Source organism: uncultured Abiotrophia sp., from assembly GCF_938010525.1.
GTDB lineage: Bacteria > Bacillota > Bacilli > Lactobacillales > Aerococcaceae > Abiotrophia.
Window position 1 is genome coordinate 133,991 of the sequence record NZ_CALLVK010000022.1, and the last position, 20,047, is coordinate 154,037.

Sequence of the window (20,047 nt, forward strand, 5' to 3'; positions counted from 1 at the left end):
AAAAAAGTCACTTAGGACTGACGACCAGTTCTACCATATATGAAGCAATATAAGACGATTCCCATGACTAGCAAGCTACTTAATCCCGCAAACCCTCTAGCTAGCCCCAGGCCATTGATGGAAGATGCTGTCATTATTTCTTTCTACTATTATAATATGCAAATCTCTACCTGGGATGATACTGCCAGTAACACATAAAAAAGAGACCAGGAGCAAGTCCCAGTCTCTCGTTTGACTTATTTACTTATTGTATAGTTCTGATTATAGGTGTAAGTAGCCCTTGATTAGATCTTCTAACTTCTTCATTTCAGTCTTGATGTCCGCATCGTTAACGACGATGTTTTCCAAGGCTAATTCTGAGTCAGCGAAGACTTTAGCAGAACCTTCATAGATTGGAGCCGTAAAGCCGTACTCTAATTCGTCAGATGCTGCCTTAACAAGTGGGTTTTCTTTGACATAGTTAGTCCAGATTTCTGAGTTAGTCCCAGACTTAGTGATTGGTAGGTAACCAGTCTTAGATGCCCAAGTTGCAGTGTTCTCCGCCTTGAGGAGGAAGGACATGAAGGCTACAGCCCCTGCTTTTTCTTCATCAGAAGCATCTTCGAAGACCCCTAAGTCGTTCCCTGCTAAGAGGGTCATTTGCTTGCCTTGACCGAAAGTTGGAACTGGCGCAGTGGTAATGTTGATACCTGATTCTTGCACACCCTTGACTACGTAAGGTAAGCCCGCAGATGAGCCAATGTAGATTGCAGAACCGCCAGCTGCGAATGGGCCTGACATGTACTTGTCTTCACCGGCCAAACGTGCTGAACCGTCTTTGACCATGTCTTTGATGAATTGGATAGGTTCGATGGCTTTGTCAGAAGTGAGGTCAACTGTCTTCAAGTCGTCAGAAACCCAAGTTGCGCCGTTTTGGCGAGCCATGGTTTCCACTTCAATAGATAGACCATTTTCCAAACCTAAGGCTGGCTTATCAACGCCTTTTTCTTTGAGGGCAGCTGCTAATTCTTTGACTTCAGCCCAAGTCTTAGGTACTTCTTTACCTGCTTGTTTGAGCATGTCTTGGTTAACGAACATGAGACGTACAGATTTAGAAAATGGTAATGCGTAGATCTTGTCTTCAACGGTTACGCCTTTTAAGAAACCTGGGTAGATGTCCTTCTTAAGTTCTTCAGTGAAGCCATTGTCAGCAGTTAAGAATTCATCTAATGGAGCTAAGAGGCCTTCTGACTTGAAGCCAGAGAAGCTAGATGCAGTTAATTGAGTCATAGTTGGTAGGTCGCCAGAGGCAGCCGCAGCCATCACCCCTTGTTGTAGGGCTTTGTAGTTCCCTTGGCTAGTTTCTTCAACTTCATACTTGTCTTGAGATTCGTTGAAGGCCTTAACGAGTTTGGTTAATTCCTCAGCATGAGGACCGTTCATTGCATGCCAGAAAGTTACTTTAACCTTGTCAGCAGCCTGAGCAGATGGTGCGTAAGCACTGAATGCTAAGACTACTGTGAGTAATAATGCGAAAAGCACTTTGATTTTTTTCACTAGATGTTACCTCCAAATAGTTAATGGGAAAGCATTGAGGGACTAGCCCTTCAAGCCTGAACGCGAAATACCTTGAATAATGTATTTCTGCAACAATAAGTAAATAATCACCATTGGCAAGATTACCAGGGTCGACGCCGCCATCAAGAGTTCGAATTGGGTGCCGGCTTCAGTGGTAAAGGCTTGAAGTCCAACAGGTAAAGTCCGTAAGTCAGGCGCCGAGTTGGTTACGATCATTGGCCAGAGGAAGGAGTTCCAGGAACCGATGACCTTGAGAATCATCACGGCGATAATGGACGATTTAGACAGTGGCACAACCATTTCCCAGAGGAATTGCCAGTCGCTGGCGCCATCCGTCTTGGCAGCATAGTAGAGCTCGTCTGGAATCGTCTGAATGTTTTGCTTCAAGGTGAAAACCGAGAAGACAGAGGCGAACCAAGGAATAATCAAGGCCCAGTAGGTGTTGACTAATTTCCAACTTGACAAGGTCACGAAGTTTGGAATGGTCATCAATTCCCCTGGCACCATCATGGTTGCCAATAAGAGTAAGAAGAGGATGTCTTTACCCCAGAATTTGAGCTTAGCGAAGGCATAAGCTGCTAGGATTGAGGTGAAGAGTTCCCCGGCGGTCGTCACAGTTGTAACAAAGACCGAGTTAAGGAAGTAGCGGCCGAATGGGGCTTTCTCCAGGGCTTGGCCATAGTTAGAGAAGAGCCAGTTCCGTGGTAGCCAAGTTGGCGGTACGGAGATTGCTTCGGACCCTGACTTCAGACTGGTCGCCACCATCCAGTAGAATGGCAGAATCATGACCAGCGCGCCCAAGGTCAAGATGACATAGAGCAGAATTGTTTGAATACGTTTTGTGCGTGCCATGTCTTAACCTCCCCGCTTCTCGAAGTATTTGTTGCCTATGTTCTGGAAGACGGTAATAACGAGGACAATGGCGAAGAGGATAATCCCGGTCGCAGCTGCCATCCCGTAGTTAAATTGAACATAGAACTGATCGAAGAGATAGTAGACAACGGTCATGGCTGAACCACCTGGTCCAGGACGCCCATTGAAGAGGGCGAAGACTTCATCGAAGACCTTGAAGCCGTTGATGATGCCGACTGTTGACAAGAGGAAGAGGGTTGGTCGTAAGAGCGGTAAGGTAATATTAGTGAATCTCTTCCAGGCGTTGGCCCCATCAACTTGAGCCGCCTTGTAGTAGGTCTCGTTGATGTTACCCAAGCCGACCAGGGTCAGCAGGATATTGAAGCCCAGGCTCTTCCAGATGGCCATGATAATGACGGCCGTCATGGCTGTCTTAGGATCATTGAGCCAGTTGATACGGTCAATCCCTACTAAACCTAAGAGGTAGTTGAGTAGCCCGTACTCTGAGTGATAGAGCCAAGACCAGACCACGGAGATAGCCACCGTTGAGGTAACGAATGGCAAGAAGTAGGCGGTTCGGAAGAGGCCTTTGAGGAACGGAATCTGATTGAGTAAGACCGCTACTGTAACTGAGATTGTGATGGAACAGAGCACCACCCAGAAAACATAGGTTGCCGTATTTTGTAGCGCTAGGTAGAACTTAGGATCCGCCAGAATCTTCTGGAAGTTATCCAGAGACCAGACCACTGGCTTGTTCTTAGTAATATTCCGCAACTTGTAGTTTTCATAGAAACTCATCATGAAGGAGCGGATAATCGGAATAATGGTGAAGGTTGTCATGAACACCAAGGCCGGCGCTAAATAGAGTAGGGCCTGGAGGCTACTCTTGAGAGTAGGTTTGCGGTTCATCTAGCCCTCACGCTCGCTTTCTGACAGAATGCGACGTTGGTCTTCTTGGAAGAAGAGTAGGCGTTCAGCAGGCACTTGCAAGTACACTTCTTGGCCCACTTCTAAATCGCCGTCTAAGTTGGAAACGACGAAGCGTTCACCTTCCCATTCCAAGTGAACGGTAATATCCTTACCTACTGCTTCCACGCGGACTGCTTTCCCGCGGACTAAGTAGTTATCGGCTGTCCCTGGACGGAAGTGCTCGGAACGGACCCCGATAGTTGCCCAGTTCAATTCTGCAAAGGCACTGTTAGGGTTAAGAGCCGCAGAGCCCTTAGCAAAGGTGTTGATAATTGGTGACCCGATGAAGCGTGCCACGAAGAGGTTGCTAGGTGTTTGGTAGAGGCTGACTGGGTCAGCTACTTGTTGAATCTCGCCTTTTTCCAAGACCATGACGCTGTCCGCAATAGACAAAGCTTCTTCTTGGTCGTGGGTAACGAAGACGGTGGTAACCCCTGTCTCTTGTTGGATACGGCGAATTTCTTCACGCATCTCAATCCGGAGGCGAGCGTCTAAGTTAGATAAAGGCTCGTCCATAAGTAGGATGGAAGGTGATTTAGCCATAGCCCGGCTGATGGCCACCCGTTGCTGTTGTCCCCCTGACAACTGGCGTGGGTACTTATCTAGTTGGTCTTGAATTTGCGTTAATTTTGCCATTTCGATGGCACGTTCGCGGCGCTCAGCTTTTGGCATTTTTTCCATTTTGAGCGGGAACATGATGTTTTCCAAGACCGTCAAGTGCGGATAGAGGGCATAGGATTGGAAGACTAAGCCTACCCGACGCTTAACTGGGTCTAATTTAGTTACATCTTTATCGTCGAAGAAAATCTTACCTGATGTTGCGTTCAGTAACCCTGAAATTAAGTATAATGTTGTAGATTTACCACAGCCAGAAGGCCCTAAGAAGGAAATAAGTTGCTGGCTAGGCAATGTAAAATTAATCCGGTCCAAAACAGTCTTCTGTTCGAACTGCATGGTCACGTCTTCAAATCTAACTTGCACGTTGATTCTCCTCATTTTTTATCAGTCTTAATAAGTGCTAGGGAGCTTAATGCTCTAGCGTAAATTATAGCATAAATCGCATCATATTTCCCTCAATTTCTGCGTTTTTCATGCTATTCTAATAAAAGCTTTTTTAGTCAGCTAGGCTCTTAATCTGGTCAGCTGAATAAGTGGTATCTAGGCTTGGCAACCATGGGGTCAGCCCTAAATCGATTAAGGCTTCCGCATAACGTTCTGGCTTAAAGCTGTGCCATGGCACCACTAGCTTAGCACCTACCACATAGTTGACCAAGCAGAGGTCTTGGGTAGAGGCGTGGCCAGATACATGGCCATGATAGAATTGCCAGCCTGCTTTGACGATGCCTTCCAACCAAGGTTGGTAACGCGCATCATAGGCACCTAACGGTACCCCATTGGAGTGGATGTAGATACCTTCCGATAGGCTGAAGATATAATCATGGTGTTGCTCATAATCAACTTGAACAGCGTATTGCCCTGGTGCAGCCTGCACTTGGTCCCAAGTCAAGATATCTTGAGCTGGCAGCTTGCTGTCGCCATCCCAGTTGATGGTTGCCAAGGCTGCCTCTGGTGCCATGTAGGGCCGCAAGAGACGGTAGTAGTTAGGCTCTAAGACCAGAGTCCGTCCTACGCGATTGAGCGCTTGCGCCATATAAACTAGACGCTCAATATTTTGTGGATAGACATTGAGGGCAATTAGCTGGTTGCCAGCTTGCTCTACGACTTGGGTAAAATCCTTGAGGAACTTACTTTCGTTGCCCGCAGAGATTGAAGATACGTGGGAAGCCAGGTCCTCTGATAGTTGCATCCGGGCATCGCGTGACTCTTGGTCAAAGCTGAAGGTCGTCCCTTCAACTAGGAAGAGGTCAGGCTGGAAATCACGGGCTTTTTGCGCCCAGTGTAAGACGCGTTCTGGATGGAAACCAGTTAAGCGGAAGTCACCAGAGTTGACTACCTTAAGGTCTGGCCCGGTAATGAAGATGCTAGCTGCCCCAATGGTATCATGGTCGCTGACCACAAACTCAATGGTGAAAGGCCCAAATTGAAAAGGCATCTCTGATTGAACGGCCTGCCAATTAACCTTGAAGTCAGGCAACAAGTCGTCGCTTGCTAGACGTTGGTAGAAGGAAACACTCTCTTCTAGGGCATAGATGGGTAGGTCCTCAGGCAACTGACCGAAGCCCCCAATATGGTCTAGATGGAGATGTGATAGGCAGACGATGGTCTTAATATCGGTCTCCTCATAGCTTGCTAGGTCACTTGCGCCTAGTTGTTGGCGGGTGTAGAGGCCGTCAATGGCCGGCAGGTGCCCCTTTTCTAGCAGGCTTGGGGTCAAGTCGACTTGCTTCAATTCATCCAAGTTTGCTCCAAATAAGGCGCCAAAATCTGTCAGAATACGGTAGTTACCCGCTTCTAGACTGACAATATTACCACCTATGGTATCAAGTCCTCCCCAAAATCTTACCTGGGTCGTGATTGGTTGTGTCATGTTGTCTGTCTCCTTCACTGCATTTTGTGCCACAGTCCATCATACCACCAAAAGCCCCACTGTCGCAAGTCTTGAGGAAAGGTTCTCAGGTCAGGAGCAACAACTTGTGATCAGGTCAGCACTCAGCCTCCTGATGCTTAGGTCTATAACAAAACCCCGCCTCCTTTTCGTCAGGGGGCGGGGTTGAATCTTAACTTAATTTTGCCAGTCCTTAGGACTCCACATGCTACCGTCTAACTGGCCTTCTAGCTGGCGCAGACGGTCTTCTTGTTGTTGATAGAGGTCGCTGGCGACTTGCAGCAAGGCTTGACTGGGATAGTCAGGAGCCTGTGCCTGCCAGTCCTGGATATAGTCTTGATAGGGATTCATAAGAAGCTAATCCTCCTTATTCAGGGCTTGGAGCTCCTGGATTTCATCACGATTTTGACTCAAGTCCTCACGGAACTGGTCATAGACTGCCTGGCTTTCAAGCGACAGGGACAAGTCCAAGTTGGCTAGTCGATCCAAGACAAAGGTCTGCAAGGCTTCGAAGTCATCCACCTTACCCGTCTCAAGATAGCAGGCGTAGTGAACTAGCAGCTGCTTCTTCTGGGGCTCGGTCAGATAATGGAACTGATGAACCGGGAAATAGGCCAAGGGCGCTAAGCCAAAATGCTTAGCCCAGGCATAATAAGGCGACAAGAGCGAAGACAGGCTAAAGCCTTCCCGGCCCCCGACTTGATAGCGGCTAGCCTTAACACCTGCGATGACCACCAAGCCCATTTCCATCTGAGCGAGGCGAGGTATGGCGGCCTGCATGGCCTTGGACATATCGAAGACGCTATCCAGCCAGATTTTGAGGATGGCTGGCGCCTGGTACCAGTAGAGTTGGAACTGGAAAATCACTCGGTCATATCGACAGAGGCGATCCAATTCCATACTGGCATCAAATTGCTGGCCATTGGCCTCATATTCCGCCTGCAAATCGACATAGCTGACCTCCGTCAAGGCCAAACCTGATTGATGTAAAAATTGTTGGCTGCTAGAGCCGGCCACATCAGGGTGGGCCAAATAGACGATGGTCTTAGTCACGACAGGCTTCCTTTCTGTAGGGAACTTATTTGTCTTCTGACTTGGCCTTCTTGTTACCAATCAGGAAGCTCCCCAGATTTTTCTTGACTTTGCTTGGAGCTGGCTCTTGGGCCTGTTCTCCGGATTCCGCTGCTTCTAGCGGTAGGCGAATAATGAAGGTCGAACCCTGACCTAGCTCACTTTCGACCCGAATGGTGCCGCCGTGGGCTTCGACTAGGGACTTAACGACTGCTAAACCAATCCCGGATTCACCGAACTTGGTATTCTTACGGGAAATGTCCACCTTGTAGAATCGCTCCCAGATGTCTTCAATTTGCTTGGCATCAATCCCAATCCCCTGGTCCATAATGCGGAGCTCGGTAAAGCCTCCGTCTTGGCGCCCCCAGAGGGTGATATCACTATTCTCTGAGAACTGGATGGCATTGGTCACCAGATTAATGATAATCTGAACCAATCGGTCTCGGTCCCCGTAAATCAGAAGATCCTCAGGCGCATCCAGTACTATTCGGTCGCCCTTTTCTTGGGCCTTAGCGGTTAGCTGGGTCCGAATCTGGCAGAGCAAATCATAGGCCTTGAGCGTCTGCTTGTTAAGGCTAATCTGGTTGGTCCGAATTTTCTCGTAGTCCAGGTTCTCGTTAACCAGACGAATGAGACGTTGGGTCTCGGTGGCTAGCATTTCTAAGCTACGTTTGCGTTGGGGCTCAGGGAAAATATCGTACTGGAGCCCTTCAATCACCCCACTCATGGTGGTCAGTGGCGTCCGCATCTCATGGGCCGCATCCATCATGAATTGGCGTCTTAAGGTTTCTTGGCGCTTAATCTCTTCGCGAGATTTTGCCAAGGAATCCGTCATGACTTGGAAATCATGGGCCAAGTCACCGAACTCGTCTCGGCTCTTATTACTAATATTAAGCTGAACATCATAGTTGCCCGCCGTAATCTGGCGAGTGGCTTGTTGCAAGCGCCGAATCTTACGAGTCTGGAAGAGGGCATAGGCCACACTGATTCCCAAACCAATGGCGGTTGCAATCCCGAAGGAGAAGATAATATTGTTGTAGACTTCTTGCTGACGGGTCTCCAGGTTCTCAATCGGCTCGCTTAGGCTGATAAAGCCGGCCGGAAATTGGGCACTATCGCTAGCCTGGCGATTAAGCGGCAGATAGACGGTGGCCAGACGCGTGATTTTCCCTTGGTCTGGGCGATAGGTCACACGCATAGGCAGGTTCTGCCCTTGGCGAATGGCCCGCAACTCACTATCTGTCAGATTGGCCCGGTACTCCTGGCGATAGGTTGGGTAGATAATGCTCCCATTGGCCAGGTAGACCTGAATGGAGATATTGTCCGAGGCCAGCAGTTGGTCTACTTTCTTAATATCTTCACGGGAGAAGTTATTGCTGACAATGTTGCTACCGTAATTCAGTAGGCGCGTCTCGACTTCACTGTGGATTTGCTGATTCATATAGTTGCTAATCCGTGAGGCCGATAAGGCCAAGGTCACCAGCATGACCAGCAGAAATCCGGCAATTAATTGCCAGAGAAATCTAAATCGCATTAATGCTCACCTGGATCTTCGTACTTGTAGCCGACGCCCCAGACAGTCTGAATAATTTGCGGACCGACCACTTCAATCTTCTGCCGTAATTTCTTAATGTGGGCATCGACTGTCCGCTCGTCGCCATAGAATGGGTCTTCCCAGAGTTGCTTGAGCAACTGCTCGCGGTTGAAGACTCGCTTAGGCGAGCGTACAAAGGTCAGCAACAAATCAAATTCCTTAGGTGTCAGGTTCTCAATCAGCTGGTTATTATAGTAGGCTTCCCGGGTCACGGTATTAATCTTGACACTCTTGGTCACTACATCGAAGCCTTCTTCTTCCTGAGCTTGACTGTGATCAGCAGCCGGAATTTGGCTACGACGGTAGAGGGCCTTCATACGGGCCATCAAGGTCAAGGGGCTAAAAGGCTTGGTGACATAATCGTCAGCCCCCATTTCCAAGCCAATGACTTGGTCACTCTCTGAATCTTGAGCAGTCAGCATAATAATCGGCGTTTCCTTAGAAATTTTGCGAATATTCCGGCAAATGGTAATCCCGTCCATAGACGGCAAGTTAATGTCTAGCAAGACAATGTCCCACTTGCTTGGAGACTCCGCATAGGCATTGTAACCTTCTAAGCCATCATGGTAGAAGTGGCCTTGGAATTGCTCCTTCTCGAAAAACATGGACATCATTTCGCAGACAGATTCGTTATCTTCAATCATTAATACGTTCATTCGACGACCTCCTAACTCTTGGTTTCACTTCTATTATATACCAAAAGTTAGCAAATGTAATGGTAGAGCTTACCTAGTCGCAAAATTGTCATAAAGACTGGCCTAATCTGAGGCCTTAAGCCTTAAAACCCGCTAGCTGGCGCATATCCAATTGTTCTTGGCTGGGCACTTCATACTGACGCCGGATGGTGTCGTAGTCTTCCTGGCCCTTAGGTGTGCTATGATTCTGGCCACTAGCCTTGCCCGCACTGCCATTCTTGCTCTCAAGGAGGGTAATATCTTGGACATGGCATTCCAGGATGTAGACTTTTTGGTCTTGATTATTAGTGTAGTGACGCGATTCCATTCGCCCTACTACCCCAATTCGGTGACCCTTTTGGGCATATTTGACTAGTAAGTCCGCTAGATAGTCCCAGGCCACAATGGGAATAAAGTCGGTCTGCAAGTCGCCATTGCGGTCGCGATGGCGACGGGAGACTGCTAGGCAATTATTGACCACCCGATGGTCGCCCACCTGACGGTCTTCAACAGGACGGGTTAAACGTCCAACAAGCAACAATTGATTCATAGGTATTCCTCCAGAAAATAATTTGCCTTTCATAGATATATAGGCTTTGGGACTCGGTTTTTTACTGGTTTTAGGGATAAAAAGTTGAAATTTTATGTTGCTTACAAACTAGCGTAGATTTAGCGGACTTACCTTGCAAAGGGCATATATAGGATTTTATATATAAAAACAGACTAGTCTCAGCTAGTCCACAAAAGAAAAGCCCCTATCGCTAGGATAGGGGTAGATTTCTATAGAGCATGACTTTCCGCTAGTTCCACTAACTTGCGGAGACGGTGATTGACACCCGACTTGGAAATGGGGCCACCAGGGATTAGTTGGCCTAACTCACCCAAACTGAGGTCGGGATGATCCAGACGGAACTCCGCCATAATTCGTAACTTATCAGGCAAGCTATCTAGTCCCCGCGTGTCGGCTAGGTAACGAATAGCTTCAATCTGCCGTTGTGAGGCATCGATTTGCTTGTTGAGGTTGGCCGTCTCGCAGTTGACCAGTCGGTTAACGGAGTTACGCATGTCACGGACAATCCGAATGTCTTCGAAGCGCAACATGGCCCGGTTGGCCCCGATAATCGCCAGGAACTCAGCGATTTTCTCGGCTTCCTTAAGGTAGGTGATATAGCCATTGCGACGGACGATGGTCCGAGCATTGAGGTGGAAATGATTCATCATCTTGCAGATGTCTTCATTGTGCTCCTCGTAGTTGGAATAGATTTCCAAGTGATAGCGACTATTCTCCGGATTGTTGACGGAACCAGCTGCTAGGAAGGCACCCCGTAGATAGGACCGCTCCTTCTGTTCATTATTCATAATGTCAGGCGCGATATGGTGGTTAATCATGAGCCCGTCGAAGATGCCTAAGTCCTCTAAGATATCCCGCACATTCTGGCGACAACGGACGATATAGACATTATTCTTCTTAAGCTTCATCTTACGTCTAACCATAAGTTCACTCTCAGTGTGATAGAACTGCTTGAGTAGACTGTAGAGGCGGCGGGCAATGGCCGCATTTTCGCTCTGAACATTGAGGATAAACTTCTGTTGGTAGAGGCTGACTGCCCCATTCATCCTAATCAGGGCCGCAAGCTCCGCCTTAGCGTGTTCCTTGTGGACCTCTAAGAGGGTACATTCCTTCTTAACTTCTGATGCGAAGGTCATGAGAACCCTCCTTTCTGCTTGGACTTAGCTTAGACTTGTGCCGCCTGATATTTGAGGCGACGGTTAAGCTTAATCGTTTCCATGAGATGGCGGAGTTCTTCCACCACTAATTCGGTGTCATGGTAGGCACCGCCATTTTTCATGCTGAGGAAGCTGTTGGAAATGACTCGGCAGCCCAGATTACGCATGCCTTCAAAGTCATGCCGGACTTGAAGCAGATACTCTTCATTAGGCTGACTGTCAATGTAATCCTGAGGCACCTCGGCAATGTTCACTAGGACCGTGTCAATAAAGGCCTGGCCTAAATGTTCATGCAGGACCCGAACATGGTCAGCATCCGAGAATTGCTCGGTCTCGCCCAACTGGGTCATGATGTTACAAATATAGACGACTTCAGCCTGGGTCCGTTTGATGGCTTGGCCGATTTCTTCAATCATGAGGTTAGGCAGGATGCTAGAATAGAGACTCCCTGGCCCTAGGACAATCAAGTCCGCCTGCTCGATGGCTTCCACGACATGGGGTGTCGCCTGAATGGCTGGCTCCCCTTGCATGGTGGTCACCAAGACTTGTTGAATCTTCTTCCGATGACGGGCAATCTTAGACTCGCCAACCGCGATGGTCCCGTCCTCGAAGAGGGCGTGTAAGACCAAGGGCTCGGTCGCTGCCGGCAGAATCTGGCCCTGAACCTTCATATAGTTGGACAGAATGTCTAAGGACTCGGTCAAGGAGCCTCGCATTTCTTTCAGGGCAGCAATCAATAAGTTGCCGATAGCGTGGCCGGCTAGGAAGTCATCATCCGTGTTAAAACGATACTGGAAGACGTCCAACAGTAGCTCGTCGGCATCGGATAGGGCTACCATACAGTTACGAATATCGCCCGGAGGGACGACATCAATATAGTCGCGAATGGCGCCTGAGCTACCACCATCATCCGCAACGGTGACGATGGCCGTAATATCGGCATCAATTCGCTTAAGACCCCGCAAGATAACAGGCAGTCCGGTCCCACCACCGATGACTGCTACCTTATAGCGGTGCGATTTGGTCTCGCTCATGACCGGTTCACGGTCTCTTTCTTCTTCATGTAATCACGGTGGGAAACATTAACCGCATAGTTATCAGTCTTAAGGTGGTTGGCAATCCGTTCAGCAATGGCCACGGACCGGTGTTTACCGCCAGTACAGCCAATGGCAATGGTCACGCTGGATTTGCCTTCCTTCTTGTAGCCTGGTAAGCAGAACTCAATGACATCAATGAGTTTACTGTAGAAGGCCTGAGTTTCGGGTTGCTTCATGACATAGTCATAAACTGGCGCATCCATCCCGGTCTGCGGACGCAATTCCGGAATATAGTGCGGGTTAGGTAGGAAGCGCACATCCCAGATAATATCAGCATCAATCGGCACCCCATATTTGAAGCCAAAGGACATGACTTCCACATGGAAGGTCTGATAATCCTTAGTGGCAAAGTCCTTAATCAGGCGCTCACGTAGCTGACGCGGGGAAATATCGGAAGTATCAATGATAATTTGGGCGCGGGTGCGCAAGTCCATGAGCAACTCACGTTCCTTGGCAATCCCTTCTGATACGCGGCCGTCTGGGGCCAGTGGGTGATTCCGGCGGGTCTCCTTATAGCGAGATACTAAGACCGAATCGCTAGAATCTAAGAAAATAATGCGGGTTGTCACTAGCTGGGTATTATCTAAAGTTGCAATCAGGCTGTCGACTTCCTTAAAGAAATCCCGGCTCCGCAAGTCGATGACAAGTGCAATCCGGCTGATTTTGCCCGATTCCTTAACCAGTTCCCAGAAGGTTGGGAGCAGGGTTGGGGGCATATTATCGATACAGAAATAGCCTAAATCTTCAAAACTTTGGACCGCAACCGTCTTACCGGCGCCGCTCATCCCTGTAATAATGACTAGTTCGAGTGTGTCTGCCATATCATCGCCTCTTTCTTTGTGGACTCATCGCTATATTCCATCTTAGTATACCACGCTTAAGCGGGAAAAGCGACCTGGGAGCCAGGCGCTCCACTCTGCCAGTCTTGGAGCCTTTAGGAAGATTTACTAAACTTTCTGGACGCTAGCCTCCTGCTAGACCCGGACATTTACCTTAGTGCTGTCGCTATATTTTCGTTTCAAATTTCTACCCCTACTAGTAACCGTCTACATTTCATGGTAGAATATTAGCATAAAGTGAGGAGCCTCTCACTGGGTTTCATTTCTCTTATGACGCAATACTGAAAGGTGGTAATGCTATGACATGGCAAGAAACATTAAACCTCTGGAAAAATTACGACGCCCTTGATCCCGTTCTCAAGGAAGAGTTAGCCAACAATCAAGACGAGGAAGCCTTAAAGGATGCCTTTGGCGCTAATCTCAGTTTCGGGACGGCAGGTATGCGTGGGGTCTTAGGGGCAGGTCCTAACCGTATGAACGTCTACACCGTTCGCCAAGCAACGGAAGGCTTAGCCCAATTAATTGAAGAAGCAGGCCAAGCGGCTAAAGACCGTGGGGTTGCGATTTCCTATGACTCACGGCATTATTCTCCTGAATTTGCCATGGAAGCTGCCTTGGTCTTGGGTCGTCACGGCATCAAGAGCTATGTCTTTGAGAGCCTACGGCCAACGCCTGAATTATCCTTTGCAGTACGTTACCTCAATACCTACGCTGGGATTATGATTACTGCCAGCCACAACCCCGCAGCCTACAACGGCTACAAGGTTTACGGCGAAGATGGCGGGCAAATGCCACCAGAAGATGCAGATAAATTAACAGAATTTGTTCGCGCAGTAGAAAATCCACTAACGGTTGAAGTAGGCGACAAGACCGAATTATTAGGTAGCGGCCTTGTGGAAATCATCGGCGACCGTGTGGACCAAGCCTACCTAGAAGAAATGAAGGCTGTCACCATCAACCCTGAATTGGTTAAGGAAATGGCGGAGCAAGTCAGCATCGTCTTCACTCCACTTCACGGGACTGGTATGTATCTAGGTCTCAAAGCCCTCAACCAAGCAGGCTTCAACACCATTCACGTGGTAGAAGAACAAGCTAAAGCAGACGGTGACTTCCCAACGGTTAAGTCTCCTAACCCTGAATCTGCCGCTGCCTTTGACCTAGCTGAGCAATTAGCTAAGAAGGTAGAAGCGGATATCCTCTTAGGGACTGACCCAGACGCTGACCGTCTCGGGGCTAAGGTTCGCACTAGCAAGGGGGACTACCAACTCTTGACCGGGAACCAAATCGCTTCTCTCATGTTGGATTACATCTTGAACGCTAAGTTAGAACTCAACCAACTGCCTAAGAACGGGGTAGCGGTTAAGTCTATCGTATCGACTAACTTTGCTAACGCTATTTTATCTCACTATGGCTTAGAAGCGGTCGAAGTACTGACTGGCTTCAAGTTTATCGCTGAGAAGATCCAAGAATATGAAGAAACAGGCTCTAAGACCTTCCTCATGGGCTTTGAAGAATCTTACGGTTATCTCATTAAGCCATTTGTTCGCGACAAGGATGCCATCCAAGCCTTGGTAGTCTTGGCTGAATTGACCGCCTATCACAAGAAAGCGGGCCGTACCTTGGCGGATGTCTTAGAAAGCATGTACGAAAAATACGGCTACTTCTATGAAAAAACCATCGCAGTGGACTTCCCAGGTCTCTCTGGGCAAGCTAAGATGGCTGCCATCATGCAACAAATCCGGACCGAAGGGATTAAGGAAATGGGCGGCCTCAAAGTGGTGAGCGCAGCTGACTACTTAGCCGGCACACGAACTCTGGCTGACGGCACGGTTGAAACCTTGACCTTCCCACCATCTGATGCCCTCAAGTATGTCTTGGAAGACGGCAGCTGGGTGGCTTTCCGTCCAAGTGGTACCGAGCCAAAAATCAAACTTTATCTGGGCACCCAAGGCGCTTCGCATGAAGAAGTAGAAGCTAAGGCTGCTAAGATTGAAGCAGACATCGCTAAATTAACCGCCTAAGACTAAGGCAAAAGGACTGGGATTGACGCCCAGTCCTTTTTGTGTGGTTTGGTTAATGGAGAGCTAGCGGCTCTAGTTCTAGGTTTTTGGCTTAGCTAGCTCGGAATATAATGAAATCTGCCCCAAACCCTATCTTTTGGCTGAGCCAGTGGTCCACTTTCCGGAGTGGTCCACTGGCTACCTCAGAATCCCACGAAATCTGCCCTAAGCTCGGCATTTTGGCCGAGCTAGTGGTCCACTTTCCGGAGTGGACCACTAGCTCAATTCAAAAGCCCTGCACTAACTATTAGTGCAGGGCTTTTTAGCTTAGTCTTTAAGGCTTTCGATGTATTGGTAGGCTTGGAAACCAGCCGTACCGCCATCACCGGTGGCTGTTACGATCTGACGCAGGTGCTTTTGACGCACGTCGCCGGCCGCAAAAATACCTGGCAGGCTAGTAGCCATGTGATCATCCGTGATAATCCAGCCTTCTTCGTCGGTAACTCCCAAATCTTTGACTGCTTCTGAGTTAGGCACTAAACCAACATAGATAAAGACCCCTTGGGCATCCACGCGGCTGGTCTGGCCAGTCTTGACGTTCTTAATTTGCACGCCTTCAACCGCATCTGTCCCTAGAATCTCTTCCACCACGCTATCCCAGATGAATTCAATCTTAGGATTGGCAAAGGCCCGGTCTTGCAGGACTTTCTGCGCTCGGAGCTCGTCACGACGGTGAATAACTGTGACCTTGCTAGCAAATTGAGTCAGGTAATGGGCTTCTTCAACGGCCGAGTCACCCCCGCCGACGACGATAATTTCCTTATCGCGGAAGAAGAAGCCATCACAGACCGCACAGTAGGACACGCCACGGCCAGCCAACTCTTCTTCACCAGGCACGCCAAGATGGCGGTGGAAAGAACCGGTCGCTACAATGACTGCCTTAGCCTCATAGACCTTAGAGCTGGTATGTACTCGCTTAAGAGCACCTGCTACTTCAATATGGCTCACATCGCCGTAGTCATGGACCGCGTCAAATCGCATAGCCCCTTGGTACATGTGTTGGGCCAATTCTGGGCCAGAAACCAGTGAAAAACCAGGATAGTTTTCCACATCTGCCGTGTTGTTGACTTCCCCACCGGGAACGCCTTTTTCAATCATATGTGTCTTGAGATTAGCTCGTGAAGCGTAGAGGGCAGCGGTCATACCAGCCGGCCCAGCGCCAATCACGACAACATCTGTTACAATTAATTCTTTTTCCATTCTATCATTCACTCTCTTAGTAATGCGCCTGAGACAGGGAGGCTTCTTGCTTGCCATCACGCGTCATCAAGCGAAGCAGGCCTTCTTTGACCTGCGCACCTTCATAAATAAGACCATAGAGGGCCTCAGTAATTGGCATTTCGATACCGGTTTCCTTGGCCAGTTCATAGGCTGACTGGCAGGTAGCAATCCCTTCGACCACCATTTGAATTTCTTCTTCGATGGCTTCCTTGCTGTAACCTTTGGCTAGCAGATTCCCTGCCCGCCAGTTACGGGAGTGGGGACTGGTACAGGTGACCACTAGGTCGCCAACCCCGCTCAAACCAACGAAAGTCAATGGGTCCGCCCCCAACTTAATGCCCATACGGGAAATTTCAGCCAGACCACGCGTTACTAGCGCAGCCTTTGCATTGTCGCCGTAGCCTGCACCCGCTAGGACACCGGCACCTAAGGCAATAATATTCTTGAGGGCCGCGCCCATTTCCACACCTACCACATCGGTATTGGTATAGATACGGAAGTAGTGATTCTTAAAGAGGGCCTGCACCTTCTCAGCTGCTTGTAAATTGGGACAAGCGGCCGTTACAGTTGTCAGGTCATGACGGGCTACTTCCTCGGCATGGCTTGGGCCTGACAAGACTACCAGGTCTTGATAGTCTTGGCGCGGAATTTCCGCTTCAATCATCTGGCTGACCCGCAAATGAGTCCCCTGCTCCAGACCCTTAGTGGCATGCACCAGGAGGGGTTGGGCGTCTGACTGACTGAGATAGCTAGCTACCTGACGGGCAACCGAGCGAATAGCCTTAGTTGGTAAGACGAAGAGCACGACAGCGGCTTGATCCAAGGCTGCTTTCAAGTCCGTTGTTGCCACAATGGTCGTCGGCAAGTTAATGCCTGGCAGGAAGTGGCTATTGGTATGGGCTTGGTTAATTTCGTCCGCGATGTGGTCTTCACGTCCCCATAAGACCACCTCATGACCATTTTCAGCCAAGACTTGGCCTAGGGCAGTTCCCCAGGAACCTGAACCTAATACCGCAATTTTCATGTCCTTACCTCTTTTCTAATTGGAAATCTGAATAGGCCACACTGTGACCCCCTCGCCGTCTGACGACAATCCAGGCCAAGCCCAGCACTACCATGACGGCGGACACCCCCTGCGAAATGCGCAAGGGACCCAAGTATAAACTGTCAGTCCGTAGACCTTCAATAAAGAAGCGACCTAGGCCATACCAGACGAAGTAGCCGGCCGCTAATTCACCACGTTTGACTAAACCTTTTTGTCGTCGCAAGATGAAGATCAGGGCCAAACCAAGTAAGTTCCACAAGGACTCATAAAGGAAGGTCGGCTGGTAATAATGGCCTTGAATCTGCATTTGATCAATGAGCCAAGCCGGCAAATGCAAGCCTTCTAGAAAGGCGCGGCTGGTTTCTGGCCCATAGGCCTCTTGGTTGACGAAGTTGCCCCAACGCCCGATGGCTTGGGCCAGCATAATGCCTGGCGCTGCCACATCCAAGGTCAGGATGAGGTCTTGCTGATAGCGTCGTGCCACATAGATAATGGTGGCTGTCCCTAGCAAGATGGCCCCATAGATGGCGCCCCCACCGTGCCAAATCTGAATGATTTGGTCGGGATGGGCTAGGTAGTAGTCCAAACGGAAGAGCACATAGTAGGCACGCGCCCCCAGTAGGCCTAAGATAATGGTCCAGAAGTAGGCATCCGACAAATAGTCTTCCGACAGGCCCTTACGGCGCCCCTCGCGCATGACTAAGAGATAGGATAGGACCATACCTAAGCCAATCAAGAGGCCATACCAGTGGACGGGCCAACCTAGCAAGCGGAAGGCAATAGGATCAATGGCTAAAACTGGCATCTAGTTATCAACCCGATTCTTCTTGATAAGGGCGTCTAGTTTACGGTTGAAAGTAGTCGTCGCATCATAACCCATTTGGTTAGCCCGGAAGTTCATGGCAGCTGATTCGACAATGGCCGACAAGTTCCGCCCAGTCTTAACCGGAATGCGGATACGTGGCACGTTGACTTCAAAGATTTGTTCATATTCACGTTGTGAGCCCAGACGGTCGTATTCGGTCTTGCCGTCATCTAGCACTAGGTTAATAATCAATTCCAAACGTTTAGAGCGACGGATGGCCGCTACCCCGTAGAGACTCATGACATCGATAATCCCTAAGCCGCGGATTTCCAAGAGGTTTTGGAGGATTTCAGGGGCTTCACCAACTAGGGTCAATTCATCAATCATGAAGAGCTCGACCCGGTCATCAGCAATCAGACGGTGGCCACGTTGGACCAATTCTAGGGCCGTTTCAGACTTACCGACACCGCTACCCCCTGTCAAGAGAACCCCCATCCCGAATACTTCAACGAAGACACCGTGCTTAGCCAAGCGCTCAGCCAAGCGACCCTCTAAGAAGTTAGTCAAGTTGGCTAGGACCCGGGTGGTCTTAGAACGTGCCACCAAGATTGGAATATGATACTTATCCGCGACCGTAATCAAATCTTCCGGCACCGACATGTCCCTTGCGAAGATAATCGCTGGCGTTTCCTCGTTACAGAGAGATTCATAGGCCAAAAGCCGCTCCTTTTCTGGCAAACTTGCTAGGTAGAGAAGCTCTGTCCGCCCAATCAACTGGATTCGCTCGAAAGGATAGTCCTCCACAAAACCTGTTAGGGCCAAACCTGGCCGGGATACGTCACTCGTATATATTTGACGAGAACCATAATCTTCCCCAAAGGCATATTGAATTTTTAAGGTTTTTACGAGTTCATTGACGGTTACACTGCTGGACATGAAAATATTGCCTCCTCATTGACTTTTACCTCCTAATCTTAACATAGACGACGGAGAATTCCTATCTTTTCGTTTGCCCAGATAGGGCTTGGAAAGACTGAATTTGCCAGCCTAAGCAGAAGACCGCAGCCATCTGGTCTGCGGTCTTTTATTAGTCTTAATCATGATAGGGACTGTCCAAGCCAACTAGGCTTTGGCCTAGGGAAAGGGCAACAGCCACCAACATAGCGCTCCAGATAGAGCTGATAGTGAGGCCACCTGGCAACCAGCTAGCTAAAAGTAGGATAAAGCCGGCAATCAACCAGTTGACCAGCCCCAAACTCAAGAAGTTGAGGGGCCAGGCAAAGAATTCTAGGACTGGCTTTACCGTTACGCTTAATAGGGCGAAGACAAAGGCTGATATTAAGGCCCCGCCAAAGCCCGTAACGTTGACACCCGGCATAACATGGGCCAAGCCCATAAAGAGTAGGGTATTCAATAAAATCCGACGCATTAGAAATCACTCCAGTCGTCTTTAGGCGTCACATCACGTCGCTTAGTCTCTGTTTTAGCGTCATGACCTGCTCGGCCTTCTTGATAGCGACGCAGGAAGTCGTTGAGTTCCTCAGTCGCTCGACGAGCTCGTTGGCGATAACGATCTCTTTCCTGCTCGCGGTAGCTAGATCGATTGGCACGGCCATTGGCAACCGTATAGTCACTTGGCAGGATAATCCCCAAGGCTAGATAAATGAGTAAGGGTGTCCCCCAACCTATCCAGATAAGGACAAACCAAACTAGGCGAAGCAGGGTAGGATCAACCCCTAGATATTCTCCTAGTCCCCCGCAGACCCCCATTACTTTACGGTCACGGGTAGATTTATATAGTCGTTTCATGGTCGTTCCTTCTTTCTATCTCTCTTAAGCTTAGGCTTCTGGCATGATGAAGGCTGCAATCAAGTAGCCGAACAAGCCTACGCCACCTAAAAGGCCGGAAACCACCCAGGCCACACGTACAAGCGTTGGGTCTATGCCAAAATAATCAGCAATACCGGCACAAACGCCTAAAAACATCCCTTCACGGCTATTACGAGTTAATCGTTTCATGATAAATTCC

21 protein-coding genes are annotated in these 20,047 nt (G+C 49.2%); 1 reads left to right on the plus strand and 20 read right to left on the minus strand.

All coding sequences use genetic code 11. The features are described from left to right. Positions 1 to 261: 261 nt before the first annotated feature. From Q0339_RS06710 to rapZ, 13 genes are all read right to left on the minus strand, one after another. On the minus strand, positions 262 to 1,536 hold the full coding sequence (locus Q0339_RS06710; RefSeq protein WP_298078031.1) for an ABC transporter substrate-binding protein: 1,275 nt from the start codon (positions 1,534 to 1,536) through the stop codon (positions 262 to 264). Positions 1,537 to 1,578: 42 nt separating this feature from the next. Further along, positions 1,579 to 2,409, minus strand: coding sequence for a carbohydrate ABC transporter permease (locus tag Q0339_RS06715; protein ID WP_070756394.1), 831 nt, complete (start codon positions 2,407 to 2,409; stop codon positions 1,579 to 1,581). A gap of 3 nt (positions 2,410 to 2,412) precedes the next feature. Then, positions 2,413 to 3,318 carry a sugar ABC transporter permease gene (locus Q0339_RS06720; RefSeq protein WP_298078032.1) on the minus strand — a complete coding sequence of 302 codons (906 nt, stop codon included), beginning with the start codon at positions 3,316 to 3,318 and terminating at the stop codon, positions 2,413 to 2,415. Then, positions 3,319 to 4,359 carry an ABC transporter ATP-binding protein gene (locus tag Q0339_RS06725; protein ID WP_298078034.1) on the minus strand — a complete coding sequence of 347 codons (1,041 nt, stop codon included), beginning with the start codon at positions 4,357 to 4,359 and terminating at the stop codon, positions 3,319 to 3,321. It lies immediately after the preceding gene. A gap of 133 nt (positions 4,360 to 4,492) precedes the next feature. Continuing rightward, complete coding sequence (locus Q0339_RS06730; protein ID WP_298078035.1) at positions 4,493 to 5,866, minus strand: MBL fold metallo-hydrolase; 1,374 nt, start codon at positions 5,864 to 5,866, stop codon at positions 4,493 to 4,495. Positions 5,867 to 6,061: 195 nt separating this feature from the next. Then, positions 6,062 to 6,235 carry a hypothetical protein gene (locus Q0339_RS06735; RefSeq protein ID WP_180363290.1) on the minus strand — a complete coding sequence of 58 codons (174 nt, stop codon included), beginning with the start codon at positions 6,233 to 6,235 and terminating at the stop codon, positions 6,062 to 6,064. A gap of 6 nt (positions 6,236 to 6,241) precedes the next feature. Then, the gene (locus tag Q0339_RS06740) at positions 6,242 to 6,937 is read right to left on the minus strand and encodes an NAD(P)H-dependent oxidoreductase (RefSeq protein WP_298078036.1); all 696 of its coding nucleotides are present in this window, start codon (positions 6,935 to 6,937) and stop codon (positions 6,242 to 6,244) included. 25 nt (positions 6,938 to 6,962) lie between these two features. Next, positions 6,963 to 8,489, minus strand: coding sequence for a HAMP domain-containing sensor histidine kinase (locus Q0339_RS06745; protein WP_298078037.1), 1,527 nt, complete (start codon positions 8,487 to 8,489; stop codon positions 6,963 to 6,965). Further along, positions 8,489 to 9,205: a response regulator transcription factor gene (locus Q0339_RS06750; RefSeq protein ID WP_298078038.1), complete on the minus strand. Its 717-nt coding sequence runs from the start codon at positions 9,203 to 9,205 to the stop codon at positions 8,489 to 8,491. Before Q0339_RS06750 ends, Q0339_RS06745 begins: the two co-directional genes overlap by 1 nt. Positions 9,206 to 9,320: 115 nt before the next feature. Continuing rightward, the gene (locus tag Q0339_RS06755) at positions 9,321 to 9,773 is read right to left on the minus strand and encodes a single-stranded DNA-binding protein (RefSeq protein WP_291432161.1); all 453 of its coding nucleotides are present in this window, start codon (positions 9,771 to 9,773) and stop codon (positions 9,321 to 9,323) included. Between the two features lie 230 nt (positions 9,774 to 10,003). Next, positions 10,004 to 10,930 (minus strand): DNA-binding protein WhiA, encoded by a 927-nt coding sequence (gene whiA / locus Q0339_RS06760; RefSeq protein WP_268442500.1) that lies wholly within the window; start codon positions 10,928 to 10,930, stop codon positions 10,004 to 10,006. Positions 10,931 to 10,959: 29 nt separating this feature from the next. Further along, a complete protein-coding gene (locus Q0339_RS06765) occupies positions 10,960 to 11,985 on the minus strand; it encodes a YvcK family protein (RefSeq protein ID WP_298078040.1) in 1,026 nt (341 codons plus the stop codon). Next, on the minus strand, positions 11,982 to 12,869 hold the full coding sequence (gene rapZ / locus Q0339_RS06770; RefSeq protein ID WP_291432156.1) for an RNase adapter RapZ: 888 nt from the start codon (positions 12,867 to 12,869) through the stop codon (positions 11,982 to 11,984). Before rapZ ends, Q0339_RS06765 begins: the two co-directional genes overlap by 4 nt. A gap of 317 nt (positions 12,870 to 13,186) precedes the next feature. On the opposite strand from rapZ, the gene Q0339_RS06775 reads away from it, so the two are divergent. Next, entirely contained in the window at positions 13,187 to 14,908 is a 1,722-nt protein-coding gene (locus Q0339_RS06775) for a phospho-sugar mutase (protein WP_298078041.1), read from the plus strand. Positions 14,909 to 15,214: 306 nt separating this feature from the next. Here the strand turns inward: Q0339_RS06775 and trxB are convergent, their stop codons facing one another. The 7 genes from trxB to Q0339_RS06810 form a co-directional block, all read right to left on the minus strand. Continuing rightward, positions 15,215 to 16,147, minus strand: coding sequence for a thioredoxin-disulfide reductase (gene trxB / locus Q0339_RS06780; protein WP_298078042.1), 933 nt, complete (start codon positions 16,145 to 16,147; stop codon positions 15,215 to 15,217). Between the two features lie 16 nt (positions 16,148 to 16,163). Then, the gene (locus tag Q0339_RS06785; RefSeq protein ID WP_298078043.1) at positions 16,164 to 17,192 is read right to left on the minus strand and encodes an NAD(P)H-dependent glycerol-3-phosphate dehydrogenase; all 1,029 of its coding nucleotides are present in this window, start codon (positions 17,190 to 17,192) and stop codon (positions 16,164 to 16,166) included. 4 nt (positions 17,193 to 17,196) lie between these two features. Then, on the minus strand, positions 17,197 to 18,018 hold the full coding sequence (gene lgt, locus Q0339_RS06790; RefSeq protein WP_298078044.1) for a prolipoprotein diacylglyceryl transferase: 822 nt from the start codon (positions 18,016 to 18,018) through the stop codon (positions 17,197 to 17,199). Continuing rightward, positions 18,019 to 18,954 carry an HPr(Ser) kinase/phosphatase gene (hprK, locus tag Q0339_RS06795; protein WP_298078045.1) on the minus strand — a complete coding sequence of 312 codons (936 nt, stop codon included), beginning with the start codon at positions 18,952 to 18,954 and terminating at the stop codon, positions 18,019 to 18,021. Positions 18,955 to 19,111: 157 nt separating this feature from the next. Beyond that, entirely contained in the window at positions 19,112 to 19,447 is a 336-nt protein-coding gene (locus Q0339_RS06800) for a phage holin family protein (RefSeq protein ID WP_023391516.1), read from the minus strand. Beyond that, positions 19,447 to 19,827, minus strand: a complete 381-nt coding sequence (locus tag Q0339_RS06805; protein WP_298078046.1) for a PspC domain-containing protein — start codon at positions 19,825 to 19,827, stop codon at positions 19,447 to 19,449. The genes Q0339_RS06800 and Q0339_RS06805 overlap by 1 nt, the downstream gene beginning before the upstream one ends. 30 nt (positions 19,828 to 19,857) lie before the next feature. Then, positions 19,858 to 20,040, minus strand: coding sequence for a PspC domain-containing protein (locus Q0339_RS06810; RefSeq protein WP_298078143.1), 183 nt, complete (start codon positions 20,038 to 20,040; stop codon positions 19,858 to 19,860). Positions 20,041 to 20,047 lie beyond the last annotated feature (7 nt).

Bases quoted from the DNA above. Each gene is read 5' to 3' on its own strand.
- lgt (WP_298078044.1), bottom strand. From the start codon at position 18,018: ATGCCAGTTTTAGCCATTGATCCTATTGCCTTCCGCTTGCTAGGTTGG.
- Q0339_RS06735 (WP_180363290.1), bottom strand. From the start codon at position 6,235: ATGAATCCCTATCAAGACTATATCCAGGACTGGCAGGCACAGGCTCCT.
- hprK (WP_298078045.1), bottom strand. From the start codon at position 18,954: ATGTCCAGCAGTGTAACCGTCAATGAACTCGTAAAAACCTTAAAAATT.
- Q0339_RS06715 (WP_070756394.1), bottom strand. From the start codon at position 2,409: ATGGCACGCACAAAACGTATTCAAACAATTCTGCTCTATGTCATCTTG.
- trxB (WP_298078042.1), bottom strand. From the start codon at position 16,147: ATGGAAAAAGAATTAATTGTAACAGATGTTGTCGTGATTGGCGCTGGG.
- Q0339_RS06805 (WP_298078046.1), bottom strand. From the start codon at position 19,827: ATGAAACGACTATATAAATCTACCCGTGACCGTAAAGTAATGGGGGTC.
- Q0339_RS06785 (WP_298078043.1), bottom strand. From the start codon at position 17,192: ATGAAAATTGCGGTATTAGGTTCAGGTTCCTGGGGAACTGCCCTAGGC.
- Q0339_RS06800 (WP_023391516.1), bottom strand. From the start codon at position 19,447: ATGCGTCGGATTTTATTGAATACCCTACTCTTTATGGGCTTGGCCCAT.
- whiA (WP_268442500.1), bottom strand. From the start codon at position 10,930: ATGACCTTCGCATCAGAAGTTAAGAAGGAATGTACCCTCTTAGAGGTC.
- Q0339_RS06775 (WP_298078041.1), top strand. From the start codon at position 13,187: ATGACATGGCAAGAAACATTAAACCTCTGGAAAAATTACGACGCCCTT.
- Q0339_RS06745 (WP_298078037.1), bottom strand. From the start codon at position 8,489: ATGCGATTTAGATTTCTCTGGCAATTAATTGCCGGATTTCTGCTGGTC.
- Q0339_RS06720 (WP_298078032.1), bottom strand. From the start codon at position 3,318: ATGAACCGCAAACCTACTCTCAAGAGTAGCCTCCAGGCCCTACTCTAT.
- Q0339_RS06755 (WP_291432161.1), bottom strand. From the start codon at position 9,773: ATGAATCAATTGTTGCTTGTTGGACGTTTAACCCGTCCTGTTGAAGAC.
- Q0339_RS06730 (WP_298078035.1), bottom strand. From the start codon at position 5,866: ATGACACAACCAATCACGACCCAGGTAAGATTTTGGGGAGGACTTGAT.
- rapZ (WP_291432156.1), bottom strand. From the start codon at position 12,869: ATGGCAGACACACTCGAACTAGTCATTATTACAGGGATGAGCGGCGCC.
- Q0339_RS06750 (WP_298078038.1), bottom strand. From the start codon at position 9,205: ATGAACGTATTAATGATTGAAGATAACGAATCTGTCTGCGAAATGATG.
- Q0339_RS06765 (WP_298078040.1), bottom strand. From the start codon at position 11,985: ATGAGCGAGACCAAATCGCACCGCTATAAGGTAGCAGTCATCGGTGGT.